The sequence below is a fragment of the Rhizobium fabae genome, assembly GCF_003985135.1.
GTDB classification, from domain to species: domain Bacteria; phylum Pseudomonadota; class Alphaproteobacteria; order Rhizobiales; family Rhizobiaceae; genus Rhizobium; species Rhizobium pisi.
In genome coordinates this window covers 85,423-110,216 of record NZ_ML133659.1, presented here as the reverse complement: position 1 = coordinate 110,216, position 24,794 = coordinate 85,423, and the positions used below count along the sequence as shown (strand labels likewise).

Below are 24,794 nucleotides of genomic sequence, written 5' to 3'. Positions count from 1 at the left end.
AAGACGCCGCCGGCCGGTCTGTTATTCCAGGGAAACGAGTTGCGAAGGACCTGCGAGCCATGCCGACAATGCCTGCGAAAATCGTCCACCGCTCCATCGAGCGCGATTGGCGCGACGTCTATGAGTTTGCCGGCAAGCCCGAGAACATGCCGCTCTGGGCCTCCGGTCTTGCAAGCGGTCTCGATCCCGACGGCGCCGACTGGATCGCCCACGGCCCGCTCGGCTCCGTCAAGGTGAGCTTCGTGCCCGCCAATGAATTCGGCGTGATCGACCACACGGTGACCATCGCGTCCGGCATAAGGGTTTATAATGCACTCCGCATCGTCCCGAACGGCGATGGCTGCGAGGTCATGTTCACGCTGCTGCGCCTGCCCGGCATGACCGACGCGCAGTTTTCCGCCGACGCCGCCCATATCGAGAAAGACCTCGCGATGCTGAAAGCCCTGATGGAGAGATAGATGGCCGAAAAATCAGAAAACCCCGAACACAACGACCGCCGCATCGATTATGTCGAATTCAACGTCGCCGACATCGCCGCCGCCAAAGCTTTCTACGGCTCGGCCTTCGGCTGGCGTTTCACCGATTACGGCCCGAACTACTGCGAATTCGACGACGGCCGGCTGAAGGGCGGCTTTACAGATTTTGGCCCCGTGCGGCCGGGCGGCCCGCTTGTTGTCGTCTATGCCAGGGATCTGGAAGAAGTGCTGACCTCGGTCCAAAAGGCCGGTGGCACGATCTGCCGGCCGATCACCGATTTCCCCGGCGGCCGGCGCTTTCATTTCCTCGACCATGACGGTTACGAACTTGCGGTCTGGGCGAGCGCCTGAGAAAGTCAGCCCTGGCTACTGCTCGATGTCTTCCATGACGAGAAGCGCGCCGATCACCGTGCCGCCTGCATCATGCAGCGGCGACATGCGACAGCGCACCTGCCGCGATCCGGCATCTTCGGTCGGCCGCTCGTAAATGTATTCGATCTGCTCGCCGGCAAAACAGGCGTCGAGCTTGTGCTTGGCGCATTGCGCAAACTGCTCCTCGCCGATGAATTCTGAAACATGGCGGCCGATCAGTTCCATCGGCTTCCTGTTGAGATGGGCGCTGTTGGCCGGATTGGAATAGAGATAGCGATAATCCCTGGTCAGTACCGCCACGCGATCCGGCAGGCTTTCGAGAATCACCGCGTTGAGGAACTGGCCATTGTCGGTGTCCGGCACATAGGCCGCCGGCGGCTCGACGCGCACGTCCTGCGGGAAAGGCCGCCAGTCCGGCGCATGCGTGCCGAAATAGCGCTCGAGCAGATAGGAAAGCACCGTCGTGTGTTCGGTCACGCTGGCGCTGTCGTCGGCGTCCCGAGCAATGAGATGGCTTACAAACTGAAGTTGCATATAAACTTCGAGAAGATTGTCTGCCCGACAGGCAAGGATAGCCTCCACCAGCGGCTCGACATGGCGGTCGAGCGCCGTGACGCGCTGGTCGTCACCCAGGCGTATGGCTTCCTCTATTTGCGTGCAACGCAAGGAAAAGGCTCGAAAAAGCTCCAGCAAGACGCTCCCCACTCCCAATTCCCAAGAGACGAGTCCACGACCGGAAACGCTGAATCTTTCGAAAAAACGCGGCCCTGCAGTAGACATTATTCGCGTCTTGGTGGTGACGGGTAACATGAAGCGTACGCCGTTTCAATCCGAGAGCACCTGCCGCTTTTCACCGCTGATAAATAAGGGTTGGCTTTTGTAAGAGAGCATGTCGCGCAAGACTGCGTCGTCGTTTTTACAGTAACGACATGTGTAAAAACAAAGACCTAAAGCGCGAGGAGCGAATCTGAAAGATTACGGCGCGCTTTAGGCAAGCGTCTTCTTGATGTGCCAGCGGTCGTGATACCACAGCCACTGTTCGGGATACTCCCGCACCCAGCTTTCCACTTTGTCATTGAGCAGCTGGGCGGCGGCCGGCAGGTCGAGATTGCCCTTGGCGTCGCGCGGCATATCAAGCCGCGGCTCAATTTCCAGCCTGTAGCGGTTTCCGGGCAACCGGATGCAGCGGGCCGGATAGACTTCGCAATTGAACTGGCGCACCAGCTTCGGCAGCAGCGGGTTGGTCTTCACGTCGCGCCCGAAGAAAATGCCCTTGAGCCCCTTGCGGAACTTCTGGTCGACGAGCACGCCCACGCCCTGCCCCGCCTCCAGCTGGCGGGCGAGCGCGAAAGAGGAGCCTGCATGCGAGGGCACCAGCTTGCCCATGCGCGCGCTCCTGAAATCGAACACCTTCTTGGCGATATAGGGATTGTTCGGCGGGCGGAAGAGCACGGTCACCGTCAGCCCGAAGGCCGCGCCCGCCACCGGCAGCAGCTCGAAATTGGCGGTATGGCCGGTAAAGACAATGAAGGGGCGCGGATTGTCCCGCAGGTCGAGGAAGATCGGAATGCCCGACACCTCCACCCTGCCCGGCTCCGATTTTTCAGGATCATAGTCGAACAGCTGGTCGAGGAAGACGTATTCGGCCGCCAGCCTGCCCATGTTGCCCCAGCTTCCAAGCGCGATCGCCTCGATCTCGGCCTCGCTCTTTTCAGGAAAGGCATTGCGCAGATTGGTCAGCATCAGCCTGTGGCGGCGGGTCAGCGGGCCGATGCGCCGCATCATCCGGTCGGCGAAGCGGATCGCGCCGTCGGCCGGAAACAGCTTGAGGAAATTCAGGAAGCCGAACATCACCTGCGCCACCAGCCATTGCTGGAAGTGCATGAGCGCCAGAACGATCCGGGTGATGAAAAGCTTCACTTGGGACTCAATCCATCTTCAGGATGATCTTGCCGAAGATCTGGCGCGATTCCATACGCTCCAGCGCTCGGTCGATATCGCTGAAGCTGACTTCGGTGTCGATGACGGGATGGACGAGCCCACGGCCCATCTTCTGCATGGCGTCGGCCATGTTTTCCATGCGGCAGCCGAAGGAGCCGAACAGCTTCAATTGCTGCTGGAAGAGCATCATCAGGTTCATCTCGGTGGAAACGCCGGAGGTCGAACCGCAGGTGACGAGCCGCCCGCCGCGCTTCATGCAGAGCATCGAGCCTGCCCAGGTGTCTTTGCCGACATGTTCGAAGACGACGTCGACGCCCTTCTTCTTGGTGAGCTTGCGCACCACGCCTTCGAAGCGGTCGGTGCGGTAGTTGATGACATGATCGGCGCCCAGCGCCTTTGCCTTCTCGATCTTGTCATCGGAGCCGACAGTCGTGATAACAGTGCAGCCGATCTTCTTGGCAAGCTGGATCGCCGCCGTGCCGATGCCGGAGCCGCCTGCATGGACGAGGATCGTTTCGCCGGGTTCGAGCTTGGCGTTGTCGAACAGCATGTGCTCGACCGTGCCGAAGGTGACGGGCGCAAGCGCCGCCCCGATCGCATCGACGCCGGGAGGAGCCGGAACGAGCAGGCGCGCCGGCAGGTTCACCTTCTCTTGCGCGAAGCCGTCGAGATGGAAGCCGTGCACGCCGGAGACATGTTCGCAGAGATTGTCGCGGCCTTCGCGGCACGGGCGGCAGAGGCCGCAGGTGCGCGCGCCATAGATCGAGACGAGCTGGCCTGGCAGGACGTTGGCAACGCCGGGACCGATCGCTTCGACGACGCCGGAGGCTTCCGCGCCGATGACGAGCGGCATCTTGCGCTTGGCAAACGCCATGCCGCGCCAGCCCCAGACATCGATATGGTTGAGCGCCACGGCCTTGACGCGCAACGTCACCTCGCCGGCGGCAGGGGCATCGGGTTCCGGCAGGTCGGTGATCTCAAGCTTGCGGTCGTCGATCAGTTGCAAAGCGCGCATGGCAAAATCCCTCGCCTTCTAGGCGGTCTTCTTATCCTGAATTTGTCGGGAACCGCTTAAGCCGGTTCGAGCGCCATGACAAGGCTGGCATTCTGCCCGCCAAAGCCGAAAGAGTTGGAAAGCACGGCCGAAACCTGGGCTTCCCGCTTCTTGTTCGGCACAACATCGAGCACGATCGACGGATCGGGATTGTTGTAGTTGATCGTCGGCGGCAGCGTGCCCGTCAGCATGGTCTGCAGCGAGAAGACCGCCTCGACGGCGCCGGCCGCCGTCAGCGTATGGCCGATCATCGACTTGTTGGACGAGACGGGAATGCCGACCAGCTTCTCACCGAAGACGGCGGACATCGAGCCATATTCCATCTTGTCGTTTTCAGGCGTCGAGGTGCCATGGGCATTGATATAGCCGATATCGTCCTCGCTCATGCCGGCATCGGCAAGGGCCGCGCGGATCGTTGCGATCGCCGGGGCGCCATCCGGCGAAGACCGGGTGCGGTGGAAGCTATCGGCCTTGTCGCCCGCACCCTTCATGATGCCGAGCACCTTAGCGCCGCGGGCAATCGCCGCTTCCAGCGATTCCAGCACCAGTGTGGCCGCACCCTCGGCGATGACGAAGCCGTCGCGATCCTTGCTGAACGGCTTGGAGGCCTTGGTCGGCGGATCGTTCTGCGTCGAAAGGGCAGACAGCAGCGAGAAGCGGATCAGCGCTTCCGCACTCAGCGAACCGTCGGTCGCAACCGTCAGCGCCCGGTCGGTGCGGCCCTGGCGGATCGCCTCGATGCCGAGCTGGATCGCCGTAGCGCCGGAGGCGCAGGCCGTCGACAGCGTCACGGGAAGGCCGCGCGTTCCGAACCGGTCGGCAAGGCGCTCGGAAATCGCGCCGAACAGGGCCGCCTCGTGGAAGGCCGGATCCGGCCGCTGGCGCAGTGCCGTCAGGAAGCGCTCATAGGCATCCCCCGGATGATCGGAGGCCGGCGAGCGGTCGGCAAGCTCGAAGCGCGCGCTCCATTCCGGCTCGATCGGCGGGGCGGCGAGGAAGAGCGGACCGTTGAAATCGCCGGAAAGGCCGGCATTGGCAAGTGCTTCGATCGTCGTTTCCCGCGCGAAGGCATAGGAGCGCTCGACGGCGTTCGGCGTAGGAATGCCGATGAAATCGACAGTGCCGGCGATCTTGGTCGACAGGCCCTCGGTCGGGAAGCGGTTGATCTCGTGGATGCCCGACGTTCCGGAGGCAAGGGCTGCCCAGTTGTCGGAAAGGCCCTGGCCGAGCGAGGTGATGATGCCCATGCCGGTTACCGCCACGATCGGACGGCCGAGATGATCCTGGTAAGCGGAAGCTGTCATATCTCTCACTCCTCACGCATCTGCGGAAAGAACGGCGACGCCCTCGCCGCGCTGGTGCCCGACCGTCGTCACGACGGCAGCCTTGGTGCCGGCGCGCATCGGGCCTTCATGGGCCGCATCGAACGGCGGCACCTTGGCATTGCCGTCAATGGCAAGGGCTGCGAGCGCCAGGCCCAGCGTGAACTGCGTCTCGATCGTATGGCCGGTGACGCCGCCGAAGCCGCGGATCGCAACGTCGGGCAATTGATGTTCGAGCACCGCACGCTCGCGGGCGGCAAGATCGTGCATGCCGGTCGAGCCGGAAAAGATCGTCGTGCTCTCAGGCGCAAGCCGGGCGGCCGGCGCCAGAAGCCGCTCGAGGCGGACTTCGAAATTGCCGGCATTGCGGTTGCCGCGATCGCCCTCGACCGCATCGACGACGGCATAGATATGGGCACCGCGCGCTTCGGCGTGCTTGCGCGATTCGAGCACCAGGAAGGCGCCTGCTGAACCGGTGATCATGCCGCCGCCGTCGCTTGATTTACGCGACCAGAGCGGTGCCCAGTCGCCGCGCGCATGGGCGCCGATCGCCTCGGTGAGCAGGATCATGTCGGGACGTTCGGCGGCAAAGGCGCCACCAACAAGCGCATGCGAGGATTCGCCCGACTTGATACGGTAGAAGGCGGTTTCAACGGCAGAGATGCCGGCGGCTTCTTCGCCCATGAAGGTGCGCGAGGAGCCGGTGACCTTGTGGACGATCGAGATATTGCCGGCAAGCAGGTTGGAGAGCTGGGCGAGGAACAGCGTCGGCCTCAACTCCGTCGTCAGCTTCTCGTTCAAGAGCAGCTCGCGGTCGTTGCGCTTCAGCGCCTCGTCGACGATCAGCGTATCGACATTGATGTCGCGCTCGCCGCCGCCGGCCGCCACGATCATGTCCATTGTGCCGCAGGCTTCGATATCGTCCTTGAAGCCGGCATCGTCGAGCGCCAGCCCGGCGGCGAAAACGCCGATGCGCTGCCAGTTTTCCATCTGGCGCTGGTCGCCGCGCTTGGCGATCTGCTGCGACCAATCGATCTCAGGCAGCGGATGCACCGGATAGGGTTTGAATTTCTCGGTCTCGACGATCGCCTTCGGCGCGCTGGATGCCGAAAGCAGCGCGATATGCGCATCCTTGCCGACACCCTGACAGGTGACGATGCCGATGCCCGAAATGACGACGTCGTTTGCAGCCTTGCTCATCCAATCACTCCCTGCGCCGCGATCGCTTCGAGAAGCCCGATCTCGCCGGCACGTTTCTTCACGATATCGCCGAGCGGCACCTCGGAAAACGGCATGGTGCGCAGCTTCAGCTGCGCGTCGCACACCTTCTTGCCGCCGCTGGTGATTTTAGCCTTGGTGACCGCGAAACCCGAACCGTCATGTTCCAGCACCGCCTCGATGTCGAGTACGGCCTCGGGTTCGACGAAGGTGCGCATCTTGGCGCCGTCGACCGTCGTCAGGAAGGGCATGGCGGCAAAATCAGTGACGGCAAGCACCAGCATGCCGGAGGCCTGCGCCATGGTCTCGATCAGGAGCACGCCGGGAACGAGCGGCATGCCGGGAAAATGGCCTTCGAAGACGGGGCTTTTCGCCGGCACGACAGATCGCGCCCTAAGCGTGCCCTTCTTCAGGTCCACCGCTTCGACGCGGTCAATCATCTGGAAATATTCCAGCAGCATTCGGATCCTCCGGCCCAACGCGCAAAAGCCCTGGGAAGGCCTACTTAGGAACAAAATCGCCCGGCCGCCATATCAACGGCGGCAGGGCGTGAAAAAAAGACGATGGTGTCGCTTCAAGCCTTGGCGGCTTTGAGTTCGTCGATCTTGGCGCAGAGGTTCTTCAGCACGAAATATTCTTCGGTGGAAACCTTGCCTTCGTTGACTTCCTGCGTCCACTTTTCGAGCGGGATCTTGATGCCGAATTCCTTGTCGATCGCAAAGACGATGTCGAGGAAATCGAGGCTGTCGATACCGAGGTCGTCGATCGTATGGCTTTCCGGCGTGATCGTGGCGCGATCGATCTCGCTGGTTTCTGCAATAATGTCGGCAACTTTATCGAATGTAGCGGTCACGCGCTCTACCTCATGAAATGACGATTTAAACCCCCTCATAGGCAAATCCATTTCAAAAGCCAATGCTTTCGTCCCGGCGTTGCGGCAATTTGCCGATCGGGTGTTGCCTAAACAGCAATGGAATGCCGGACTTTGCAGGTGCGGACGCTGACATCGAAGCGGAAGGCGATGCCACGGCGGAAAACCCGCTCGACCTGCGTGACGAAGAAGCCGTCCGAATCAAGCTCTGAGATGCCGTCGCGGAAGAAGCGGAAACGCTGGAAACTTTGATCTGAATCAAACCCGACTCCGATGAAATTGATAATCCTCAAGCCGCGCCGCAAGAAATCGGGATAGCTCGCCCCGCGAACGCGGCATCGTCGTTCCGGCATGCTAACCCATGCTGAAGCATGCGCGGGTTTCGAAGGGATCAGGACATGGACGTCGCACGCAGTGAGATTCTCGAAGCCGGAATCCCCCTCGCCTGCCATTCCTGCCAGGCGCGGCACGGCGTTGTCTGCGGCGCGCTGTCGAGCCGCCAGCTGAAGGAACTCAACCGCCACTCGCTGCGCCGCAAGATGGAGGCAGGCTGCGAAATCATCGCTCAAGGGTCGGAAAGCTCGTTCTATTCGAATATCATGTCCGGGGTGGTGAAGCTCTGCAAGATGATGCCGGATGGGCGCCAGCAGATCGTCGGCCTGCAATTCGCCCCCGATTTCGTCGGCAGGCCCTTCGTGCGCGAAAGCACGCTGTCGGCCGAGGCTGCGACGGATGCAGAAATCTGCGTCTTCCCCCGCAACCTGTTCGACCGCATGATATCGGAAACGCCGGAACTGCAGCGCAGCCTGCACGACCAGGCGCTGAAGGAATTGGATGCCGCGCGTGAATGGATGCTGACGCTCGGCCGGCGCACGGCGGAAGAGAAAGTCGCAAGCCTTCTCTATCTCATCGCCACCCACGCCGAGCCGCAAACGGCAACGAGCGCCGCCTTCGACCTGCCGCTGTCACGCGCCGAGATCGCCGATTTCCTGGGGCTGACGATCGAAACCGTCAGCCGTCAGATGACCAGATTGCGCAAGCGGGGCATCATCCTGATCGAGAACTCCAGGCACATCATCGTTCCCGATATGGATGAACTGGAGAGAATTACCGCGTGATAACCACGCGGGTATTAGCGAGACCGACCTCCCGCGCCAGCGAGAAGAACTGCGCCGCGTGGTCGGGATGCAGGCGGACACAGCCATGCGAGGCGGGCGTGCCCAGACGCTTCAGGTCGTAGGTGGCGTGAACGGCATAACCGCCGTTGAAGAATACGGCGTAGGGCATCGGCGCATTGTCGTATTTCCGGGAGCGGTGATCGCGCGACAGCCATTTGGCGCTCCACGAACCGGTCGGCGTGACATAGCCGTTGCGCGCGGTGGAAACCTTCCAACGATACTTCACCCAACCGTTCTCGGTGACGGTCATCGTCTGCTTGCCGATGCTGATATTGGCAACCAGGGTCGCCGCCTCGGCGGCAACGGGAGAAAACTGCAGCAATAAACTTGCGGCCGCGGCCGCCAAAATCGTCTTCATGATAATCCCTCTTCGCACTCGCGCAGTTTTAACTGCGCCCTCACGACAGAGAGACTATGGCAATACTTATTATATAGCTTTAACCCGAATGGTAATCACAACTCTAACAAGCAAAAGCGGAAGTAAGCCGCAAGCAGCGGCGCCGGCTCACTGGAGCTTGCGCGCCGCCGAAGGCTGCTTGAGCTTTTGGTAGGCCTTGTTCATCTTCTCGCGGATCGAGGCCATCGTGCCGAGATTATGCCCGCAGGCAGCACAGGTGATGATGTCGGTCTCCCGGATCTCGGCCCGCTCGAACTTCATCTTGGTGCTCTTGCACTTCGGGCACGGTAATTCAACCTGAACTGTCATGGCTCTCTTTTCGCTCTGAGATATGAGGCGTTTCGCATAAACGTTTGAGTGGGGCGTGTCCACAGGAGTGTACGGTGGGGTACCCCTACAAAAGACACAGGAACAACCCGAACGTCATGCCGGCAAGCACCGTGCAGCTCGCATGAAACACCGATATGCCGTCCTCAACATCGCGCGATGTTGCAAGGTCGCGGCCGGGATTGTTGATCATCGGCTCGGTCACGACGACGCCGCCATAGATGCGGGGGCCGGCGAGCTGGACATTCAGCGCCCCTGCCATTGCCGCCTCCGGCCGGCCGGAATTCGGCGAACGGTGCAGGCCGCCGTCGCGGATCGCCACGCGGATCGCCTCGCGGCAGGCGCTCGTGCCCCGCCGAAGCCAGGCGCCGGCGGCAATCAGCAGGATGGAAAGCCGGGCGGCCGGCCAGTTGGCGAGATCGTCGAGTCGGGCCGAGGCCCAGCCGAAATCGATGTATTTTTCCGACTTGTGGCCGATCATCGAATCCGCGGTGTTCAGCATCTTATAGGCAAGCAGCCCCGGCAGGCCGAACACGGCATACCAGAGCGCCGGCGCCACGACGCCGTCGGAGAAATTCTCAGCAAGGCTTTCAATCGCCGCACGGCAGACGGCCGGTTCGTCCAGCGTCTCGGGATCGCGCCCGACGATGCGGGAGACGGCGGCCCGTCCGCCGGCAAGCCCCTCGTCCCGAAGCGCGGCGGCAACGGCCCCAACGTGATCGGCAAGGCTTTTCTGCGCGAGGAAAATCGCCACCAGCCCGGTTTCGAGCAGGATGCCGATCGGGCCGAAGAGCGCGAAGAAACGGTTGAACACGATGCCTGCGATGACGGCCACGAGAAGCAGCGCCAGGATGGCGGCAACACCGTTCATCCGGCGCTGCGACCCCTTCAGGCTCGCATTGTTGAACTTTCGGTCGGCAAAGGAGATCGCCTCGCCGAAAAGGACGACGGGATGCGGCAGCCGCGACCACAGCCATTGCGGATCGCCCATGAGCCGGTCGAGCAGCAGCGCCAGAAGCAGCACGAGAAGGTTTTCGTCGATCGTCATCGCTCAAATCTCTGAAGGGCTTCGCCAAGCCGCCTGTCGGCCGCCGGATCGGGTGTGAGCCCGAAACGCAGCCACTCCCGCGCATAGTCGAACTTGCGGACGAGAATATGATGGCGGCAGAGATGCGTGTAAATGTCGCCGGCCCTTCCATCGGCGACAACGGTGAAGAGCGCAGTTCCGCCTGCGATCCGCAAAGGGGCGCCGGTTAGCACGCTATGTAGGCCGGCGCTGCGTTCATTGATGCGGCGGCGGATCGCGGACACGTCCTGGCGCAGCAGCGAGTCGGCCAGCGATAGAGCCGGGCCGGAGACCGCCCAGGGACCGAGCCACTCCTCGAAACGCTCGAGAATATCGCCCTGGGCAATCGCGAAACCGAGCCGCAGGCCGGCAAGCCCGAAGAACTTGCCGAAGGAGCGGAAGATCACCAGGTTGGAAAGCTCTTCTGCGCGAGCCGCAAGGCTCAGCGCCGGATCAGCATCGCCGAAGGCCTCGTCGACGACGAGCAGGCCATTTTGCGATTTCATCGTGTCGTGCAAGGCAATCAGCATTTCGGCCGGCCAGGCGCGCCCATCCGGATTGTTGGGATTGACGACGACGGCAAGCCTGTGCTCCGCGCCGATTGCAGCGATATCGCCGACCGCATCGACGGCAAAACCGGCCGCGGCGAAGGTCCGCGCATATTCGCCATAGGTCGGAGACACCACGGCGATCCTGTCGTCCGTAACGGCAACTCTGTTGTCCGTCACGGCAGCTTCGCTGTGCTGCCGAACCAGCGTCGGCAGAAGCTGTATTACCGATTGCGTGCCGGGCACCGGCAACGGCAGGATCTCGCCGCAGCCGTAGTAATCGCGCGCCGCGCGCCGCGCCTCGTCAACGAGATGCCTGTCCGGCAGGCGGTGCCAGGCCCTCGCCGGGATCTCGGGCAGAGCGACGGGGCATGGATTAATGCCGGTGGAAAGGTCGAGCCAGTCTTCCGGCTGGCCGCCGAAGGCAGCCGCGGCGGCGGTGATGCCGCCGCCATGGGCGATCGGGGCGCTCATGCGGCCGCCCCGGTAAGGTCGATCAGATGCATGTAGGAGCCCGCAACCTGATCGCGTCTGAGACCGGCGGCACCCAGATCGGTTCCGAGCGCATCTTGCGTCGCAAACAGCCGCTTCCCCTCACCCTCGGAGACGACGGTGGAATAGTGGAATTCATGCGCCGTCATCGTCCGCGAGAAGAAGGCCCCGTCGAGCGGCGTCACCCGGCGATAGCCGAGATGGCGCTTGCGCTCCGCATAGCTGGTGACAACGGGCAGCAGCCCGAGCATCTCGTGGCGCTTGCCGCCCGCATCGATCAACCCCTCACCCAGCACCATGTAGCCGCCGCATTCGCCGTAGATCCTGATGCCGCGCGCCGCCGCATCGAGAAGGCCGGCACGGAAAGTCTTGGCCTCGGCAAGCCTGCCAGCATGCAGCTCCGGATAACCGCCGGGCAGATAGATCGCATCGGCATCGGCAGCCGGCGCTTCGTCGGCAAGCGGCGAGAAGAAGGAGATCGCTGCCCCGCGCCGCCGCCAGCCGAGCAGCATATGCTCGTAGGAAAAAGCAAAGGCGATGTCGCGCGCCACCGCGACGCGGGCGCCCAGCGGCATCAGCCGGTCGATATTGGCGGCCGACGGGCGGTTGAGCCCCTGCCTTGCGATGCGCAGCAGGAATTCGAAATTGCATTCCTCGGAGACGGCGTCCGCCGCATGGTCGATGAAGCTTTCGATGCCTGTATGTTCGCCGGCCTGCACGAGCCCGAGATGACGTTCCGGCAGGGAAAGCGTCTTGTCAGCCCCGATGACGGCGACGACGGGCATCCGGATCGCCTCCAGCGCCTGGCGCAGCATCGCCTCATGCCGGTCGCTGCCGACCTTGTTGAGGATGACGCCGGCGACGCGGACATCGGCGCGGAAGCCGGCAAAACCCGCAACCAGAGGCGCAACGGAGTGCGACATGCGCGAGGCATCGACGACGAGCACGACGGAAAGGCCAAGCTGGGCGGCAAGATCAGCCGCCGTTCCCTTGCCGTCGGCCGCTCCGTCGAAGAGCCCCATCATCGCCTCGACGACGAGAATGCGGTCGCCGGAGCGATGAAGGGCCGCATTGGCCGAGATCAGTTCAGGGCGCATCGCCCAGGGGTCGAAATTCAGGCAGGGCGTGCCGCCTGCGGCCGCATGGAAAGCGGGATCGATGTAGTCGGGGCCGGCTTTGCCGGGCGCAACAGCGATGCCGCGACGCCGAAGCGCCCGGAGCAGCCCGAGCGTCACCGTCGTCTTGCCGGCGCCGGAGGAAGGAGCTGCGATCAGGAGGCCGCTCATGCCAGCACCTTGCCGGACCGGCGAAACGGATCGGGTTGCAGGCGCCTGCCGGCCAGTGCGCCGAGCCAGTCGAGCGAGGCCCGGAGCCGCACCACTTCGCCGACGACGACCACTGCAGGCGGCTCGAGCCCGGAGGCCGCGATGGCGGCCGAAGCCTCGCCCAGCGTCGTTTCCAGCACCTGCTGCCGGCCGGTGGCGGCATTGCAGACGAAGGCGACCGGTTCGGATGGCGGCCGGCCGGCTGCGATGAGATTGGCGCTGATCTCGGCGATATGCTTCATCGCCATATACATGACGATGACGGGCGAGCCCCGGCCGATTGCGTCCCAGTCGATCCTGTCGGGCACGATGCCGGAGGAATCATGGCCGGTGAGAAAGGTCACGGCGTGGTTGATGTCGCGATGCGTCACGGGAATGCCGGCATAGGCAAGCCCGCCGATGCCGGCGGTGATGCCCGGCACAATGCGGAAAGGGATATTGTGCTCCACCAGCATCAGCGCTTCCTCGCCGCCACGGCCGAAAACGAAGGGATCGCCGCCCTTCAGCCGAAGCACCTTCTTGCCGGCGCGCGCCAACTCCACCAGCCTGAGCGAAATATCCCGCTGCTTGGCCGAGGGCTTGCCGCCGCGTTTGCCGGCATATTCGAGTTCCGCACCCGATCGGGCGAGCTTCAGACAGTCCTCGTTAACAAGCGCGTCATGGACGATCACATCGGCTTCCGCGAGCCCCTTGGCGGCAAGCAGCGTCAACAGCCCGGGATCGCCGGGACCGGCCCCGACGAGCCAGACGCTGCCCGGCTCCAACGCCGGAAGATGAGAGAATGCGCTATTCAACATTTTGTTGATCTAGGCCCCGCAAGCGGCAAGGTCAACGCCGCCAGCACCGCCTCACTTGAAGTTGCTGAGATGACCATGACTCACTTTGCGAACGAGCGGATTCGATTTGGCAGAAGCGCCACTTAACGACATGAATATATTATAATATTATCGACATGCGCGAGCGCTTACTGCCGCCCGTCGATTTGTCGACAAGCCTCGCCTTTTATTCGGCGTCATCCTCGGCCTTGTGCCGAGGATCTGCTACATATCGACCAGCTGCAGATGCTCGGGACAAGCCCGAGCATGACGAAAGAGCCGTTGGCCGACTGTGCCATCAGCCTGTTGCCGCGACGCAGCCGGCCTTCCGGGCACTCAGACGCGCAGAATCGTCCCGCGGATCAGATCGACCACCTTTTCCGACTCGATTCCCGTGGCGACGACCTGGCTCGGCAGGCCATCCCAGTCGCCAGGCGGGAAGCGGCGGCCATCCGCCTTGACGACCGTCTGGCCATCGGCAATGCCGCCGCAGACGACGCGTACCGCGCCGGTGATCGTGGTGAAAAGCTCGGGCGCCACGACATAGACCGAAGCGCAGCTGTCATGCACCATCATGCCATCCTCGACCGCATGGGCGTAGAAATCGATGTAGTGCTGAGACAGCGCGTCGAGCTGCTTGACCGCCTTGTCGCCCTGCACCGCTATTTCACCGAGATAGCTGCGGCTCATCGTGGTGATCGAGGTGACGTCGAGGCCGATGACGACGACCTTCCATGGCGCGGTCATCACGATATCGGCGGCTTCGGGATCGCCATGGATATTGGCTTCGGCGACCGGCGAGACATTGCCCGGCACATAGAAATTGCCGCCCATGATGACAACGTCCTTGACCAGCGTCGCAATCTCAGGGGCTTCCTTCAGCGCCAGCGCCAGATTAGTCATCCGTCCGACGGCCACAAGCCTGATCTCACCGGGGTTGGCGCGCACCGTGTCGATGATGAAACGATGCGCCGGGCGCGGATCGAGCGGCAGATCGACCGTCTCGGGCACGTCGATATTGCCGAGGCCGTTGTGGCCATGCACCATGGCCGGCCATTCCCGTTCCGCGCGCGCCGGATCGATGGTGACGCTGGCGCCCTTGGCGACCGGTGCCGCGATATCCCATTCTCGCTTGAGGAAAAGCGCATTGCGCGTCGTCGTCTCGACCGAAGCATTGCCGAAAACAGTCGTGATGCCGATCAGATCGATCTCGGGATGGCGGTGCAGAAAAAGAAGCGCCATGGCGTCGTCGACGCCGGGATCCGTGTCATAAATGACCTTGTGCATGTGTATCCTCTAGAGCAATTCCAGCAAAAGTGCGCAGCGGTTTTGCGTCCGGAACTGCGTTGAAACAAAGGGATAGAGCACTTCCGTGATTCGAAGAAAACGGAATTGCTCTAGATGTGAATCGCGAAGCTGCCGGATGGCGCTGCAAATTGCCGCCAACATAGCGCCGATCAGTCTTTCTGCAACCCGATGCAGGCAATCGCCACTGTCGCATGCGCAGATTTGATCTTGCCGAGCACCAGTTCCGCATCCGCGCCAAGCGCAGCAAGTGCCGCCGATTCCGCCACGCCATGGCAGCCGACGCGGGCAAAGACGATCTCGGACGGACTTTTGAGCCGTGGCGTTTCCTCTTCCAGCCGCGCGGCATCGAAGAAGACGGCAGGCACGGCGAAATGTCTCGCAACGGCAAGGATCGCCGCCTCCAGCCTGCGGCTGTCGATGGTGGCAACGGCCGCAAGCTCCGCCGCGCCGATCCCGACGGCATCAAGCGCCTCGATGGCCAGCGCCAGCACCTCAGCAACCGTCGTCCCGCGCTCGCAGCCGAGCCCGAGCACATGGCGCCTTGTGCTGTCGAAGGGAATGTCGCTCATGTAAGTCGAATGCGCCCCGCTGTGTCCTTGCAGCCATTGCAGCTTGGCGCGGCAAATGCAACAAGACCGGCTGAAAGCCCTTCCGGAATATCATCTTGCCTGACATCGCCCTCCATCTGCTTCTGCTGCTCTGCGCGGCTGCTTTCTTTGCCGGTTTCGTCGATGCCATTGCCGGCGGCGGCGGCCTGATCACCGTTCCCGCCATGCTGATCGCCGGCATTCCGCCGCTGCAGACGCTCGGCACCAACAAGGTGCAATCGATCTTCGGCGCCGCCTCGGCAACGATCGCCTACGCCCGCAAGGGCCATGTGCAGCTTCACGAACAGCTGCCGATGGCGCTAATGGCCGTCATGGGGGGGGCGATCGGCGCTGCCCTTGCGACGATCGTGCCCGGACAGGTGCTGCAGGCGATCATGCCGGTGCTGCTCCTGGCGATTGCGATCTTCTTTGCCGTCAAGCCTAATCTCAACGACCTCGACACCCACCGTCTCGTTACGCCCTTCGCCTTCGGCCTGACGCTGGTGCCCGCCATCGGCTTCTATGACGGCGTTTTCGGCCCCGGCACCGGTTCCTTCTTCATGCTCTCCTTCGTCACGCTCGCCGGCTTCGGCGTGCTGAAGGCCACCGCCCACACCAAGCTTCTCAATTTCGGCTCGAACCTCGGCGCGCTGATCGTCTTCGCAAGCTTCGGCGCGATCCTCTGGAAGATCGGCCTGTTGATGGGTGTCTGCCAGTTCCTAGGCGCACAGCTGGGTTCCCGGCTCGCCATGCGCATCGGCGCAAAGCTCATCAAGCCGCTGCTGGTGATCGTCTGCGTCGCCCTTGCGATAAAGCTGCTCGCCGACCCGGCAAATCCACTGCGCGTCTGGCTCGGCATCTGACCGAGCCCCTTGACCGCCTTCCATTACCTCTGACGTAATTGATAGGGTGCACCGCCTTCCCGCATGATCGACCTGCCTGAATAAACAGGCGATCAAAGGAGATGACCCGATGAACGACGCAAAGACCAACGCCGAGCGCTACCTCGCCATCTGGAACGAGACGGATGCCGCGCGCCGCCGCGCCCTCATCGCCGAGAGCTGGACGGAAGCCGCGACCTATATCGACCCGCTGATGCGCGGCGAAGGCCACGAGCAGATCAATTCTCTGGTCGAGGCCGTGCAGAGCCGCTTCCCCGGCTTCCGCTTCGAATTGATCGGCACGGCCGATGGCTACGGAAACAACCTGCGCTTCTCCTGGGGCCTCGGTCCTGAGAACGGCGAAGCACTGATCAAGGGCACGGATTTCGCCGAGCTCGAAGACGGCAGGCTGAAATCCGTCCGCGGCTTCATCGATCTCCTGCCGGAAGCCGCCTGATGACGCAGACCGCCCGCTCTCTCGGAGATCATCTGCGCGAATGGCGCCAGCGCCGCCACATGAGCCAGCTGGATCTGGCGCTGGAAGCCGAAATCTCCCAACGGCACCTGAGCTTCATCGAGAGCGGGCGCTCGACCCCCAGCCGCGAAATGCTGCTGCATCTCGCCGAACGCCTCGGAGTCCCCTTACGTGATCGCAATCCGCTGCTGCTCGCGGCGGGTTTCGCCCCCGTCTTTGCCGAACGCAGGTTGGATGATCCCGCACTTGAGCCGGCGCGACGCGCTATCGACATGGTGCTGAAAGGCCACGAGCCCTACCCGGCCATCGCCATCGACCGCCACTGGATGCTGGTTGCCGCCAACGCCGCCATCGCGCCGCTGCTCGAAGCCGTTACCGATCATTCCCTGCTGGAACCGCCAGTCAACGTGCTGCGTCTCAGCCTGCATCCGCAAGGCCTGGCGCCCCACATCGCCAATCTCCCGGAATGGCGCGCTCATCTTCTCGACCGGCTGCGTCAGCAGATATCGGTCTCGGGCGATCCGGTGCTGGAAAAGCTGCTGAAGGAACTGCTGTCCTATCCCGCGCCCGAAAATGCTGGCAAGACCCATACCGATCTGGCCGGTATCGCCGTACCCCTACAGCTTTCAACCAAGGCCGGCCTGCTCTCCCTCATCTCGACGACGACCGTCTTCGGTACTCCCGTCGATATCACCCTCTCGGAACTCGCAATCGAATCCTTCTTCCCGGCAGACGAAGAAACGGCCGCGATCCTGCGCGGCCATCTCGCCAATTAAGGATCAGAACTCCACGCCCGGCTGCCCCTTGATGCCGGAGCGGAACGGATGCTTGACAAGCTCCATCTCGGTGACGAGATCGGCGACCTCGATCAGCTCGTCCTTGGCGTTGCGCCCCGTCAACACGACATGCGTCATGTAAGGCTTTTCGGTCTTCAGGAACTCCACCACCTCGTTAATATCGAGATAGTCGTAGCGCAGCGCGATGTTGATCTCGTCGAGCAGCACCATGGAATTGCGCTCGTCGCGGATCAGTTCCTTGGCCTTTTCCCAGGCCGCACCTGCCGCCGCCACATCCCGCGCCCGGTCCTGCGTCTCCCAGGTAAAGCCCTCGCCCATCGTGTGGAACTGGCAGAGATCGGAGAAATGCTTCTCGATCAGATCCCGCTCGCCCGTCCACATCGCGCCTTTGATGAACTGCACGACAGCAGACGGCTTGCCATGGGCGATATGGCGGAAGATCATGCCGAAAGCGGCTGATGATTTGCCCTTGCCCTTGCCGGTATGGACGATGATCAGGCCCTTCTCATCCGTCTTGCTGGCCATGATCTTGTCACGCGCCGCCTTCTTCTTCGCCATCTTCTCGGCGTGACGGGCATCGTCCTTTTCGGCTGGTACGACTGGCTCTTCGGTCATGGCTGTCTGCCTGCTCTTTTCTTGGTTTCGTTGGATTCAGTGAGGTTGAATTGCGCCGAGTTGCTGCGCGGGGTCCAGAGCCTGCGCTCGATCGCCTCCATGAGCCGCTCCCTCATGTCGGAAAGGGCGGCCGGGTTCTTCTCGGCCATGAAATCGCGGACCTTGGGGTCGGCGACGAAGGCCTGATAGACCGCCTCGAAATGGTGATTGCCGACGGCGCCCGTCGTCGCCGCAAAGGCAAAGAGATAGTCGACCGTCGCGGCAATCTCGAAGGCGCCCTTGTAGCCGTGGCGCATGACGCCCTCGATCCATTTCGGATTGACGACGCGCCCGCGCACCACCCGCCCGATCTCTTCTTCGAGCGAACGGATAACAGGCTTTTCCGGCCGCGAATGGTCGTTGTGATAAATCGCCGGCCGCGCCCCGCCAACCATTTCCGCCGCCGCCGCCATGCCGCCCTCGAACTGGTAATAGTCATCGCTGTCGAGCAGGTCATGCTCGCGATTGTCCTGGTTCTGCACGACCGCCTGAATGGACCGCAGCTGTTCCTCGAAGACCCCGCGCTCGGCCCGACCCTCCTCGCCCGCGCCATAGGCATAACTGCCCCAGACGAGATAGGCCTCAGCCAGATCCGCGCGCTGCTCCCATCCCTTCTCGTCGATCAGCGCCTGCAGACCGGCGCCATAGGCCCCAGGCTTGGACCCGAAGATGCGATAGCCGGCCCGCTTCGCTGCGGCTTTTTCGTCGAGCCCGGCAGCAGCAAGCCGCGCCGCCTCGCCGCGCATGCGCTCGGCAATCGGGTTGTCGGCAGCATCCTCCTCCAGCGCACCGACGGCGCGGATCGCCTTATCGAAGAGCGCGATCTGCTCGGGAAAGGCATCGCGGAAAAAGCCGGAAATACGCAGTGTCACATCCACCCGCGGCCGGCGCAGCACGGCCTGCGGAATAATCTCGTAGCCGGTGACCCGCCGCGAGGCCATGTCCCACACCGGCTTGACCCCGATCAGCGCCAAAGCCTGGGCAATATCGTCGCCGCCGGTGCGCATGTTCGACGTGCCCCAGGCCGTCAGCCCGAAAGAGATGGGCCACTCGCCATGATCCTGCACATAACGGCGGATCAGCAGTTCGGCGGATTTCTTGCCGAGCTCATACGCCGCCGGTGTCGGCACCGCCCGGCTGTCCACCGAATAGAAATTCCGCCCCGTCGGCAAGACATCAGGCCTGCCCCGCGTTGGAGCGCCGGAGGGGCCGGGCGGGACGAAACGGCCATCGAGGCCGCGTAGCAGACCGGCGATCTCGGCCGGGCCGCAGGCGAGGATCGAGGGTTTGAGGCGAGCTTCGATTTCATCGAGCACACTTCTGGTTTGGGACCAGAGAGGTGGGCAGGTGATTTCGCCGGAGACAAGCTTGGTGGCGAGCAGTTCGATGCGCTCGACGGTGTCGCCGTTCGTGCGCCACGGGGCGTCGAGGATGTCCGCCAGGATCTCCGCGCGTGGGCCAGTCCAGATAGCGGCCATGTCGCAGTCGAGAGGGTCGAATGTGGAGCTACCCCCCTCTGTCCTGCCGGACATCTCCCCCACAAGGGGGGAGATTGGATCGCCGACAAGGCTTCCCCAAACAATTGATGTGGAGCTGAGGTCGGGCCCCTTGTCGATCTCCCCCCCTGTGGGGGAGATGTCCGGCAGGACAGAGGGGGGTGTCGCAGGCACGAAGCTTAACCCAGCATCCCCAGCAATCGCCCGCTGCAGGCTCGCATCTCCACCCTCACCCAGCCCGCGCGGCACCCGCGCCAGCGCCACGGTGAGATCCGTCAGCAACCGCCCCTCGGGCGAAACGCCAAACACATGCAGCCCATCACGGATCTGCATTTCCTTGAGATCGCAGAGATAGGCATCAAGCTTCTTCAGTGCCTCGCCTTCGCTCTCGCCCTTGGCAATGCCTGCATCCCGATCCAGCCCAATATCGGCGACAAGATCCAGGATCTGCCGCGACAGCAGCTGGATACGCCTGGAATCGCCGCCGGACGCCTCGTAATATTCGTCGACCAGCGCCTCCAGATCCTTCAGCGGCCCATAGCTTTCGGCCCGTGTCAGCGGCGGCGTCAGATGGTCGATGATAACAGCTGCAGTGCGGCGCTTGGCCTGCGTGCCCTCGCCGGGATCGTTGACGATGAAAGGATAGAGATGCGGCAGCGGCCCGAGGATCGCCTCGGGATAGCAGGCCTCAGATAGCGCCAACGCCTTGCCCGGCAGCCATTCCAGATTGCCGTGCTTGCCCATGTGGATCACGGCCTGCGCGCCGAATTCCTCGCGCAGGAAAGCATAGAAGGCAAGATAGCCGTGCGGCGGCACGAGATCGGGCGAGTGATAACTTTCCTTCGGATCGATGTTGTAGCCGCGCGCCGGCTGGATACCGATCAGCAACTCGCCGAACCGGGCGAAAGGCAGCGCGAAAGCGCCATCGTGGACATAGGGATCGGCCTCCGGCGCGCCCCAGCGCGCGTTGACCTCATCCTGAATCTGATTGGGAAGAGATTCCAGGAAATCCTTGTATCGACTCAGGGAAAGCCGCTCGCGCACGACCTTGCCGTCGAAGCCGGAATTGGTCGGCCCCAACATCAGGTGCCGTATCAGCGCATCGCCATCGGCTGGGATATCGGCAATGGGATAACCGGCCTTCTCCATCGCCCGCATCACCTCGATGGTGCCGGCTGGCGTATCCAGCCCGACGCCATTGCCGAGCCGTCCGTCGCGGTTCGGATAGTTCGCAATGACGAGCGCAACGCGCCTGCTCTCCGCCGGCATCTGCCGTAGCCGCGCCCAGTTGGCGGCAAGCGATGCCACATAGTTCATGCGCCCGGCATCCGGCTCGCTGGAAACGATATTGGCCTCGACCGCAGCGTCGTAACGCGCGGCTGATTTGAAGGAGACGGCGCGCGACAGCACCCGGCCATCCACCTCCGGCAGCGCGACATTCATGCCGAGATCGCGTGCCGACAGTCCCTGCGACGAGGCGGCCCAGGCCTCCCGCGACGAAGCGGAAAAGATGGCCTGCAGCACGATCGCGTCATTGGCCTCCAGCACCGTCGACTGGCGATCAGCGCCGGGTGCGGAGACGGCAAAGCCTGTCGTGTTGATCACGACCTCGGGTTTGAGTTCGGCGAAGATGCTTTCGAGGATGCCTTTGGAGACGGGATCCTTGAGGCTGTAGGCGAAGACTGGCAGCGGGCGCAGGCCTTGTTGCTGAAGTGCTTCGATCAAGGCTTCGATGGGTTTGGTTTCGCCGCTCTGGACGAGGGCGCGGTAGAAGGCGATGGCTACGGTCGGGGGTTCAAATCCCTCCTCCGCTACCATCATTCCCAGTGGCGAATTTCGATGGGATAGAAGACCAATTCGGTCCTGCACCGCCACACCCCCCTCTGCCCTGCCGGGCATCTCCCCCACAAGGGGGGAGATCGGATCGCTGAGAGCTTCTCCCCAAACAACCGATGTAGAACGGTGGTCTTGCCACTTGCTGATCTCCCCCCTTGTGGGGGAGATGTCCGGCAGGACAGAGGGGGGTGCCACGCCCTCAACAGCCGACGGAGAAACACCCGAAACAAGCCCCTTCCACTCCTCAACTCCAACCAGCCCCCGCCCCGGCCACCAGATCCCCGCCTTCATCAAAGGCGCAGCCTGCGCCGGCTTCTCCTCCCCAGACAGCATTGCCGCCGCATAGGCAAGAAAGCCCCGCGCATTGGCGTCACCACCTTCGATCAGATAGCCCCACAACGCATTGAGATCCTCAAGCGCTACATTGGAAAACGGCGTCAGACCCGCATCCGGCTTGGAATCCCCCGGCAGCACCGCAATCAGCGCCCCGCTACGCGCCGCCGCCGCATGCAGCGCCTCCAGCGCATATTGAAAATAGCTCGCCCCGCCGAGCGCCCGCACGATGATCAGCTTCGCATGCCGCGCCGTGCGTTCGACGTAGGTATCGACCGACATCGGATGCTTCAGGCTCATCAGGCTCGCAAGCCTGAGCGTATGCCCGCTCGTCCGGTCGGCATAAGCCGCGGCGATCGCCGCAAGCTCGGTGTCGGCGGCCGAGAGGAACAGGATATCGCCCGGCGACTGGCCGAGGTCGATGGCCTCGTCTCCGTCGCTGATCGTTCCCTGTTGGGCGAGAAGCAGATGCATCGATTATTCCCTAAGCGAGCGCTTCGATCGCCTTGCGCACCGCGTCCTGATCCATTTCGTGCAGACCGATGACGACGAGACGCGTGGCCCGCTTTTCCCCGGGCGCCCAGGCGCGGTCGAAATACTGGTCGATGCGGGCACCCACAGCCTGCAGCTGCAGGCGCATGGGCTTACCGGAGACATCGATGAAACCCTTGAGGCGCAGCACGTCATGCTCGGCGATGATGCCCTTCAGCTTCTCGACGAAACCTGATGTATCCGCAATCGCGCCGAGCTCGACGACGAAGCTGTCGAATTCGTCGTGATCGTGCGGCTCGCCCTCTTCATGCTCCAGCTCGTGATGGGACTTGCGGTTGACGATATCGTCTTCCGTGCCGATACCGAGGCCGAGCAGCACGCTTGCCGGCACCTCGCCGTTCCTGGCCTCGATCATCACGGGCTTGCGGGCAATGCGCGAGGCGACTTCGCTCTTCACGCGGCCAAGGCCGTCAGCGTCGATCAGATCGGTCTTGTTGAGCACGATCAGATCGGCACAGGTCAGCTGATCCTCGAACAGCTCCTCGATCGGGCTTTCATGATCAAGCGATTCATCCTCGGCGCGGCGTGCATCGACGGCATCGTGGTCGTCGGCAAAACGCCCGGCGGCAACAGCGGCGCTATCGACCACGGTGATGACGCCATCGACGGTGACTTCGCTACGGATATCAGGCCAGTTGAAAGCGGCGACCAGCGGCTGCGGCAAGGCAAGGCCGGAGGTTTCGATGACGATATGATCAGGGCGCTGCTCGCGCTCCAGAAGCTTTGTCATGGTCGGAATGAAATCGTCGGCCACCGTGCAGCAGATGCAGCCATTGGTGAGCTCGATAATATCGTCCTCGGTGCAATTCTCCGCGCCGCAGCCCTTCAGCACATCGCCATCGACGCCGAGATCGCCGAACTCGTTGATGATGAGCGCAATCTTCTTGCCGCCGGCATTGGTGAGCAGGTTGCGGATCATCGTCGTCTTGCCCGCGCCGAGAAAGCCGGTGATGACGGTTGCGGGAATTTTCTGCTGCATGGAATTAACCCTTCATTTTCAGCGGCAGGCCTGCCGCGATAAAATAGACTTCGGCGGCCGAAGCCGCGATCATCTGGTGCAGCCGTCCGGCATGGTCGCGAAACTCCCGCGCCATGCGGTTCTCAGGCACGATGCCGAGACCGACTTCATTGGAAACGATAACGAGCCGCGCCTTTGCGACGGGCAGCAAATCGGCAAGGGCTACGGACTGGGCGGCGATATCGCGCCCGTCCATCATCAGATTGGTGAGCCATAGCGTCAGGCAGTCGACGAGAACAGCCCTGCCCTCGCCGTCGATGGCGGCAAGGCGCTCGGTGAGATCGAGCGGCTCTTCATGCGTGGTCCAGGAGGGGCCGCGATCGGCCTTGTGCTGGTCGATGCGCGCCTGCATTTCGTCGTCCCAGGCGCGGCCGGTGGCGAGGTAGTGGCGATCGAGGCCGCTAGTGGTGACGAGGTTTTCGGCGAAGCGCGACTTGCCAGAGCGGGCGCCGCCGAGGATGAAGGTGGTGTTTAGAAGGCTCTTGGTCATGCTACGGTCGCCCTTGAGCTAAGGCGCGGCTCCACCAACTTCCCTCATTCCTGTGCTTGTCACAGGAATCCAGCGTGCCCAAGTCCTTGGGCACGAGAGATTCATTCAACAACGGCATGGATTCATTCACGGCGCAGACGCGCCGCGGCTGGATTCCTGTGACAAGCACAGGAATGAGGGAGGAGAGGAAAGTGCCTCTCAAATGCGCTGAGCCACGGGTCTCAGCCCATATTTCGCTCCCCCTTCGCGAATGAGAGGAAGCGAGGCGCCTCCACATGTCTCTTCTCCCCAGCGGGGAGAAGGTGCCGGCAGGCGGTTGAGGGGGTGAGCGGCGAAGCCGCGAATGCACGGAGCGTGAGTGAAGGGCAAAAATGACGGGTATGCCGTGTGGCCCCCTCATCCGACCCTTCGGGCCACCGTCTCCCCGCTGGGGAGAAGAGGAAGTAAGCCGCGCCGCACCGGGCCACGCTGAATTCAATCGTTCAGCCAAGACAACCTCCGTGCTGGCAACGGGCATAGCGCCCAGGTTTGGGCTTTTCGCCCGGCACGGGATGGCAGGTCTCCTGGCTCGCGGGTATCGGCCGCGATCTGGGGCGGACCGGAAACCGGTCGCCCCAGATCGTGCCAGCGGATCTGCCTCGCCTTCCCGGCTACATCGATGAAAAGGTGGACGATTCGTAGAGATAGAGGCGTCCGACCCCGGTTGATCACCATGCATGTCCAGTGGCTTTTCCGGCATGTCGCCCGTACCGCCCGCCTGCACCATTGCATGCCGGCAGAAAGGGTTCGATGCCGGATGGAAGACCCTGACCGCTCTACAGTCGCGGGGTCGGCTGTGATGAAGGCGCCCGGCTTGGGTCCGCCCCGTCACATTCCCTTTTCATCCGGAAGGGCAGAACGCCGATCCGGAACCATCCGTTATGTCAGGATGGTCAGGCGACCATCCGTTATATCAGGGATGGTTA

General features: G+C 62.8%; 26 protein-coding genes and 1 riboswitch. Of the genes, 6 read left to right on the top strand and 20 right to left on the bottom strand.

Going from position 1 to position 24,794, the window contains the following annotated elements; translation table 11 throughout:
• Positions 1–59 precede the first annotated feature (59 nt).
• Together EFB14_RS27100 and EFB14_RS27095 are read left to right on the top strand one after the other, a co-directional pair.
• A complete protein-coding gene (locus EFB14_RS27100; protein ID WP_126829581.1) occupies positions 60–458 on the top strand; it encodes an SRPBCC family protein in 399 nt (132 codons plus the stop codon).
• Entirely contained in the window at positions 459–827 is a 369-nt protein-coding gene (locus EFB14_RS27095; RefSeq protein ID WP_125848103.1) for a VOC family protein, read from the top strand.
• Between the two features lie 15 nt (positions 828–842).
• On the opposite strand, the gene EFB14_RS27090 is transcribed toward EFB14_RS27095, so the two are convergent.
• From EFB14_RS27090 to EFB14_RS27055, 8 genes are all read right to left on the bottom strand, one after another.
• A complete protein-coding gene (locus EFB14_RS27090) occupies positions 843–1,541 on the bottom strand; it encodes a PAS domain-containing protein (RefSeq protein ID WP_126829618.1) in 699 nt (232 codons plus the stop codon).
• 294 nt (positions 1,542–1,835) lie between these two features.
• On the bottom strand, positions 1,836–2,768 hold the full coding sequence (locus EFB14_RS27085; protein WP_126829580.1) for a lipid A biosynthesis lauroyl acyltransferase: 933 nt from the start codon (positions 2,766–2,768) through the stop codon (positions 1,836–1,838).
• Between the two features lie 7 nt (positions 2,769–2,775).
• Complete coding sequence (locus EFB14_RS27080; RefSeq protein ID WP_003564229.1) at positions 2,776–3,804, bottom strand: zinc-binding dehydrogenase; 1,029 nt, start codon at positions 3,802–3,804, stop codon at positions 2,776–2,778.
• Between the two features lie 56 nt (positions 3,805–3,860).
• Positions 3,861–5,147, bottom strand: a complete 1,287-nt coding sequence (locus EFB14_RS27075; protein WP_126829579.1) for a beta-ketoacyl-ACP synthase — start codon at positions 5,145–5,147, stop codon at positions 3,861–3,863.
• A 12-nt stretch (positions 5,148–5,159) separates the two neighbouring features.
• Positions 5,160–6,365: a beta-ketoacyl-ACP synthase gene (locus EFB14_RS27070; RefSeq protein ID WP_126829578.1), complete on the bottom strand. Its 1,206-nt coding sequence runs from the start codon at positions 6,363–6,365 to the stop codon at positions 5,160–5,162.
• Positions 6,362–6,844: a 3-hydroxyacyl-ACP dehydratase FabZ family protein gene (locus tag EFB14_RS27065; RefSeq protein WP_126829577.1), complete on the bottom strand. Its 483-nt coding sequence runs from the start codon at positions 6,842–6,844 to the stop codon at positions 6,362–6,364. Before EFB14_RS27065 ends, EFB14_RS27070 begins: the two co-directional genes overlap by 4 nt.
• 113 nt (positions 6,845–6,957) lie before the next feature.
• Entirely contained in the window at positions 6,958–7,236 is a 279-nt protein-coding gene (locus EFB14_RS27060) for an acyl carrier protein (protein WP_003540486.1), read from the bottom strand.
• Positions 7,237–7,343: 107 nt separating this feature from the next.
• The gene (locus EFB14_RS27055) at positions 7,344–7,559 is read right to left on the bottom strand and encodes a hypothetical protein (protein WP_126829576.1); all 216 of its coding nucleotides are present in this window, start codon (positions 7,557–7,559) and stop codon (positions 7,344–7,346) included.
• A gap of 93 nt (positions 7,560–7,652) precedes the next feature.
• On the opposite strand from EFB14_RS27055, the gene EFB14_RS27050 reads away from it, so the two are divergent.
• The gene (locus EFB14_RS27050) at positions 7,653–8,372 is read left to right on the top strand and encodes a Crp/Fnr family transcriptional regulator (RefSeq protein WP_126829575.1); all 720 of its coding nucleotides are present in this window, start codon (positions 7,653–7,655) and stop codon (positions 8,370–8,372) included.
• Here the strand turns inward: EFB14_RS27050 and EFB14_RS27045 are convergent.
• From EFB14_RS27045 to EFB14_RS27010, 8 genes are all read right to left on the bottom strand, one after another.
• On the bottom strand, positions 8,362–8,790 hold the full coding sequence (locus tag EFB14_RS27045; protein WP_126829574.1) for a L,D-transpeptidase: 429 nt from the start codon (positions 8,788–8,790) through the stop codon (positions 8,362–8,364). The genes EFB14_RS27050 and EFB14_RS27045 overlap by 11 nt on opposite strands.
• 147 nt (positions 8,791–8,937) lie before the next feature.
• On the bottom strand, positions 8,938–9,138 hold the full coding sequence (locus EFB14_RS27040) for an ECs_2282 family putative zinc-binding protein (RefSeq protein ID WP_126829573.1): 201 nt from the start codon (positions 9,136–9,138) through the stop codon (positions 8,938–8,940).
• Between the two features lie 85 nt (positions 9,139–9,223).
• Positions 9,224–10,204, bottom strand: a complete 981-nt coding sequence (gene cbiB / locus EFB14_RS27035; protein WP_126829572.1) for an adenosylcobinamide-phosphate synthase CbiB — start codon at positions 10,202–10,204, stop codon at positions 9,224–9,226.
• On the bottom strand, positions 10,201–11,244 hold the full coding sequence (gene cobD, locus EFB14_RS27030) for a threonine-phosphate decarboxylase CobD (protein WP_126829571.1): 1,044 nt from the start codon (positions 11,242–11,244) through the stop codon (positions 10,201–10,203). The genes cbiB and cobD overlap by 4 nt, the downstream gene beginning before the upstream one ends.
• Positions 11,241–12,548, bottom strand: a complete 1,308-nt coding sequence (locus EFB14_RS27025; protein WP_126829570.1) for a cobyrinic acid a,c-diamide synthase CobB — start codon at positions 12,546–12,548, stop codon at positions 11,241–11,243. Before EFB14_RS27025 ends, cobD begins: the two co-directional genes overlap by 4 nt.
• The gene (cobA, locus tag EFB14_RS27020; protein ID WP_126829569.1) at positions 12,545–13,384 is read right to left on the bottom strand and encodes a uroporphyrinogen-III C-methyltransferase; all 840 of its coding nucleotides are present in this window, start codon (positions 13,382–13,384) and stop codon (positions 12,545–12,547) included. The genes EFB14_RS27025 and cobA overlap by 4 nt, the downstream gene beginning before the upstream one ends.
• Before the next feature lie 354 nt (positions 13,385–13,738).
• A complete protein-coding gene (locus EFB14_RS27015; protein ID WP_126829568.1) occupies positions 13,739–14,689 on the bottom strand; it encodes a nucleoside hydrolase in 951 nt (316 codons plus the stop codon).
• Between the two features lie 170 nt (positions 14,690–14,859).
• Positions 14,860–15,279, bottom strand: a complete 420-nt coding sequence (locus EFB14_RS27010) for a cobalamin biosynthesis protein (RefSeq protein ID WP_126829567.1) — start codon at positions 15,277–15,279, stop codon at positions 14,860–14,862.
• 95 nt (positions 15,280–15,374) lie between these two features.
• On the opposite strand from EFB14_RS27010, the gene EFB14_RS27005 reads away from it, so the two are divergent.
• From EFB14_RS27005 to EFB14_RS26995, 3 genes are all read left to right on the top strand, one after another.
• A complete protein-coding gene (locus EFB14_RS27005) occupies positions 15,375–16,160 on the top strand; it encodes a TSUP family transporter (protein ID WP_126829566.1) in 786 nt (261 codons plus the stop codon).
• A 109-nt stretch (positions 16,161–16,269) separates the two neighbouring features.
• The gene (locus EFB14_RS27000) at positions 16,270–16,635 is read left to right on the top strand and encodes a nuclear transport factor 2 family protein (RefSeq protein ID WP_125848137.1); all 366 of its coding nucleotides are present in this window, start codon (positions 16,270–16,272) and stop codon (positions 16,633–16,635) included.
• Positions 16,635–17,429 (top strand): helix-turn-helix domain-containing protein, encoded by a 795-nt coding sequence (locus tag EFB14_RS26995; protein WP_126829565.1) that lies wholly within the window; start codon positions 16,635–16,637, stop codon positions 17,427–17,429. The genes EFB14_RS27000 and EFB14_RS26995 overlap by 1 nt, the downstream gene beginning before the upstream one ends.
• Before the next feature lie 3 nt (positions 17,430–17,432).
• Here EFB14_RS26995 and cobO read toward each other — a convergent pair whose 3' ends face one another.
• Genes cobO through cobU form a run of 4 tightly spaced genes read right to left on the bottom strand, consistent with a single transcriptional unit; the run spans position 17,433 to position 23,829 of the window.
• Entirely contained in the window at positions 17,433–18,065 is a 633-nt protein-coding gene (cobO, locus tag EFB14_RS26990; protein WP_126829564.1) for a cob(I)yrinic acid a,c-diamide adenosyltransferase, read from the bottom strand.
• Positions 18,062–22,243 (bottom strand): cobaltochelatase subunit CobN, encoded by a 4,182-nt coding sequence (cobN, locus tag EFB14_RS26985; RefSeq protein WP_126829563.1) that lies wholly within the window; start codon positions 22,241–22,243, stop codon positions 18,062–18,064. Before cobN ends, cobO begins: the two co-directional genes overlap by 4 nt.
• Before the next feature lie 10 nt (positions 22,244–22,253).
• Entirely contained in the window at positions 22,254–23,300 is a 1,047-nt protein-coding gene (cobW, locus tag EFB14_RS26980) for a cobalamin biosynthesis protein CobW (protein WP_126829562.1), read from the bottom strand.
• A 4-nt stretch (positions 23,301–23,304) separates the two neighbouring features.
• Positions 23,305–23,829 carry a bifunctional adenosylcobinamide kinase/adenosylcobinamide-phosphate guanylyltransferase gene (gene cobU, locus EFB14_RS26975; RefSeq protein WP_126829561.1) on the bottom strand — a complete coding sequence of 175 codons (525 nt, stop codon included), beginning with the start codon at positions 23,827–23,829 and terminating at the stop codon, positions 23,305–23,307.
• A 536-nt stretch (positions 23,830–24,365) separates the two neighbouring features.
• A riboswitch (cobalamin riboswitch) is annotated at positions 24,366–24,760 on the bottom strand.
• Between the last annotated feature and the right edge of the window lie 34 nt (positions 24,761–24,794).

Bases quoted from the DNA above. Each gene is read 5' to 3' on its own strand.
- EFB14_RS27010 (WP_126829567.1), bottom strand. From the start codon at position 15,279: ATGAGCGACATTCCCTTCGACAGCACAAGGCGCCATGTGCTCGGGCTC.
- EFB14_RS27015 (WP_126829568.1), bottom strand. From the start codon at position 14,689: ATGCACAAGGTCATTTATGACACGGATCCCGGCGTCGACGACGCCATG.
- cobU (WP_126829561.1), bottom strand. From the start codon at position 23,829: ATGACCAAGAGCCTTCTAAACACCACCTTCATCCTCGGCGGCGCCCGC.
- EFB14_RS26995 (WP_126829565.1), top strand. From the start codon at position 16,635: ATGACGCAGACCGCCCGCTCTCTCGGAGATCATCTGCGCGAATGGCGC.
- EFB14_RS27025 (WP_126829570.1), bottom strand. From the start codon at position 12,548: ATGAGCGGCCTCCTGATCGCAGCTCCTTCCTCCGGCGCCGGCAAGACG.
- EFB14_RS27050 (WP_126829575.1), top strand. From the start codon at position 7,653: ATGGACGTCGCACGCAGTGAGATTCTCGAAGCCGGAATCCCCCTCGCC.
- cobN (WP_126829563.1), bottom strand. From the start codon at position 22,243: ATGCATCTGCTTCTCGCCCAACAGGGAACGATCAGCGACGGAGACGAG.
- EFB14_RS27100 (WP_126829581.1), top strand. From the start codon at position 60: ATGCCGACAATGCCTGCGAAAATCGTCCACCGCTCCATCGAGCGCGAT.
- EFB14_RS27000 (WP_125848137.1), top strand. From the start codon at position 16,270: ATGAACGACGCAAAGACCAACGCCGAGCGCTACCTCGCCATCTGGAAC.
- cobD (WP_126829571.1), bottom strand. From the start codon at position 11,244: ATGAGCGCCCCGATCGCCCATGGCGGCGGCATCACCGCCGCCGCGGCT.
- EFB14_RS27065 (WP_126829577.1), bottom strand. From the start codon at position 6,844: ATGCTGCTGGAATATTTCCAGATGATTGACCGCGTCGAAGCGGTGGAC.
- cobW (WP_126829562.1), bottom strand. From the start codon at position 23,300: ATGCAGCAGAAAATTCCCGCAACCGTCATCACCGGCTTTCTCGGCGCG.
- EFB14_RS27040 (WP_126829573.1), bottom strand. From the start codon at position 9,138: ATGACAGTTCAGGTTGAATTACCGTGCCCGAAGTGCAAGAGCACCAAG.
- EFB14_RS27075 (WP_126829579.1), bottom strand. From the start codon at position 5,147: ATGACAGCTTCCGCTTACCAGGATCATCTCGGCCGTCCGATCGTGGCG.
- EFB14_RS27080 (WP_003564229.1), bottom strand. From the start codon at position 3,804: ATGCGCGCTTTGCAACTGATCGACGACCGCAAGCTTGAGATCACCGAC.
- EFB14_RS27045 (WP_126829574.1), bottom strand. From the start codon at position 8,790: ATGAAGACGATTTTGGCGGCCGCGGCCGCAAGTTTATTGCTGCAGTTT.
- cobO (WP_126829564.1), bottom strand. From the start codon at position 18,065: ATGACCGAAGAGCCAGTCGTACCAGCCGAAAAGGACGATGCCCGTCAC.
- cbiB (WP_126829572.1), bottom strand. From the start codon at position 10,204: ATGACGATCGACGAAAACCTTCTCGTGCTGCTTCTGGCGCTGCTGCTC.
- EFB14_RS27070 (WP_126829578.1), bottom strand. From the start codon at position 6,365: ATGAGCAAGGCTGCAAACGACGTCGTCATTTCGGGCATCGGCATCGTC.
- EFB14_RS27095 (WP_125848103.1), top strand. From the start codon at position 459: ATGGCCGAAAAATCAGAAAACCCCGAACACAACGACCGCCGCATCGAT.
- cobA (WP_126829569.1), bottom strand. From the start codon at position 13,384: ATGTTGAATAGCGCATTCTCTCATCTTCCGGCGTTGGAGCCGGGCAGC.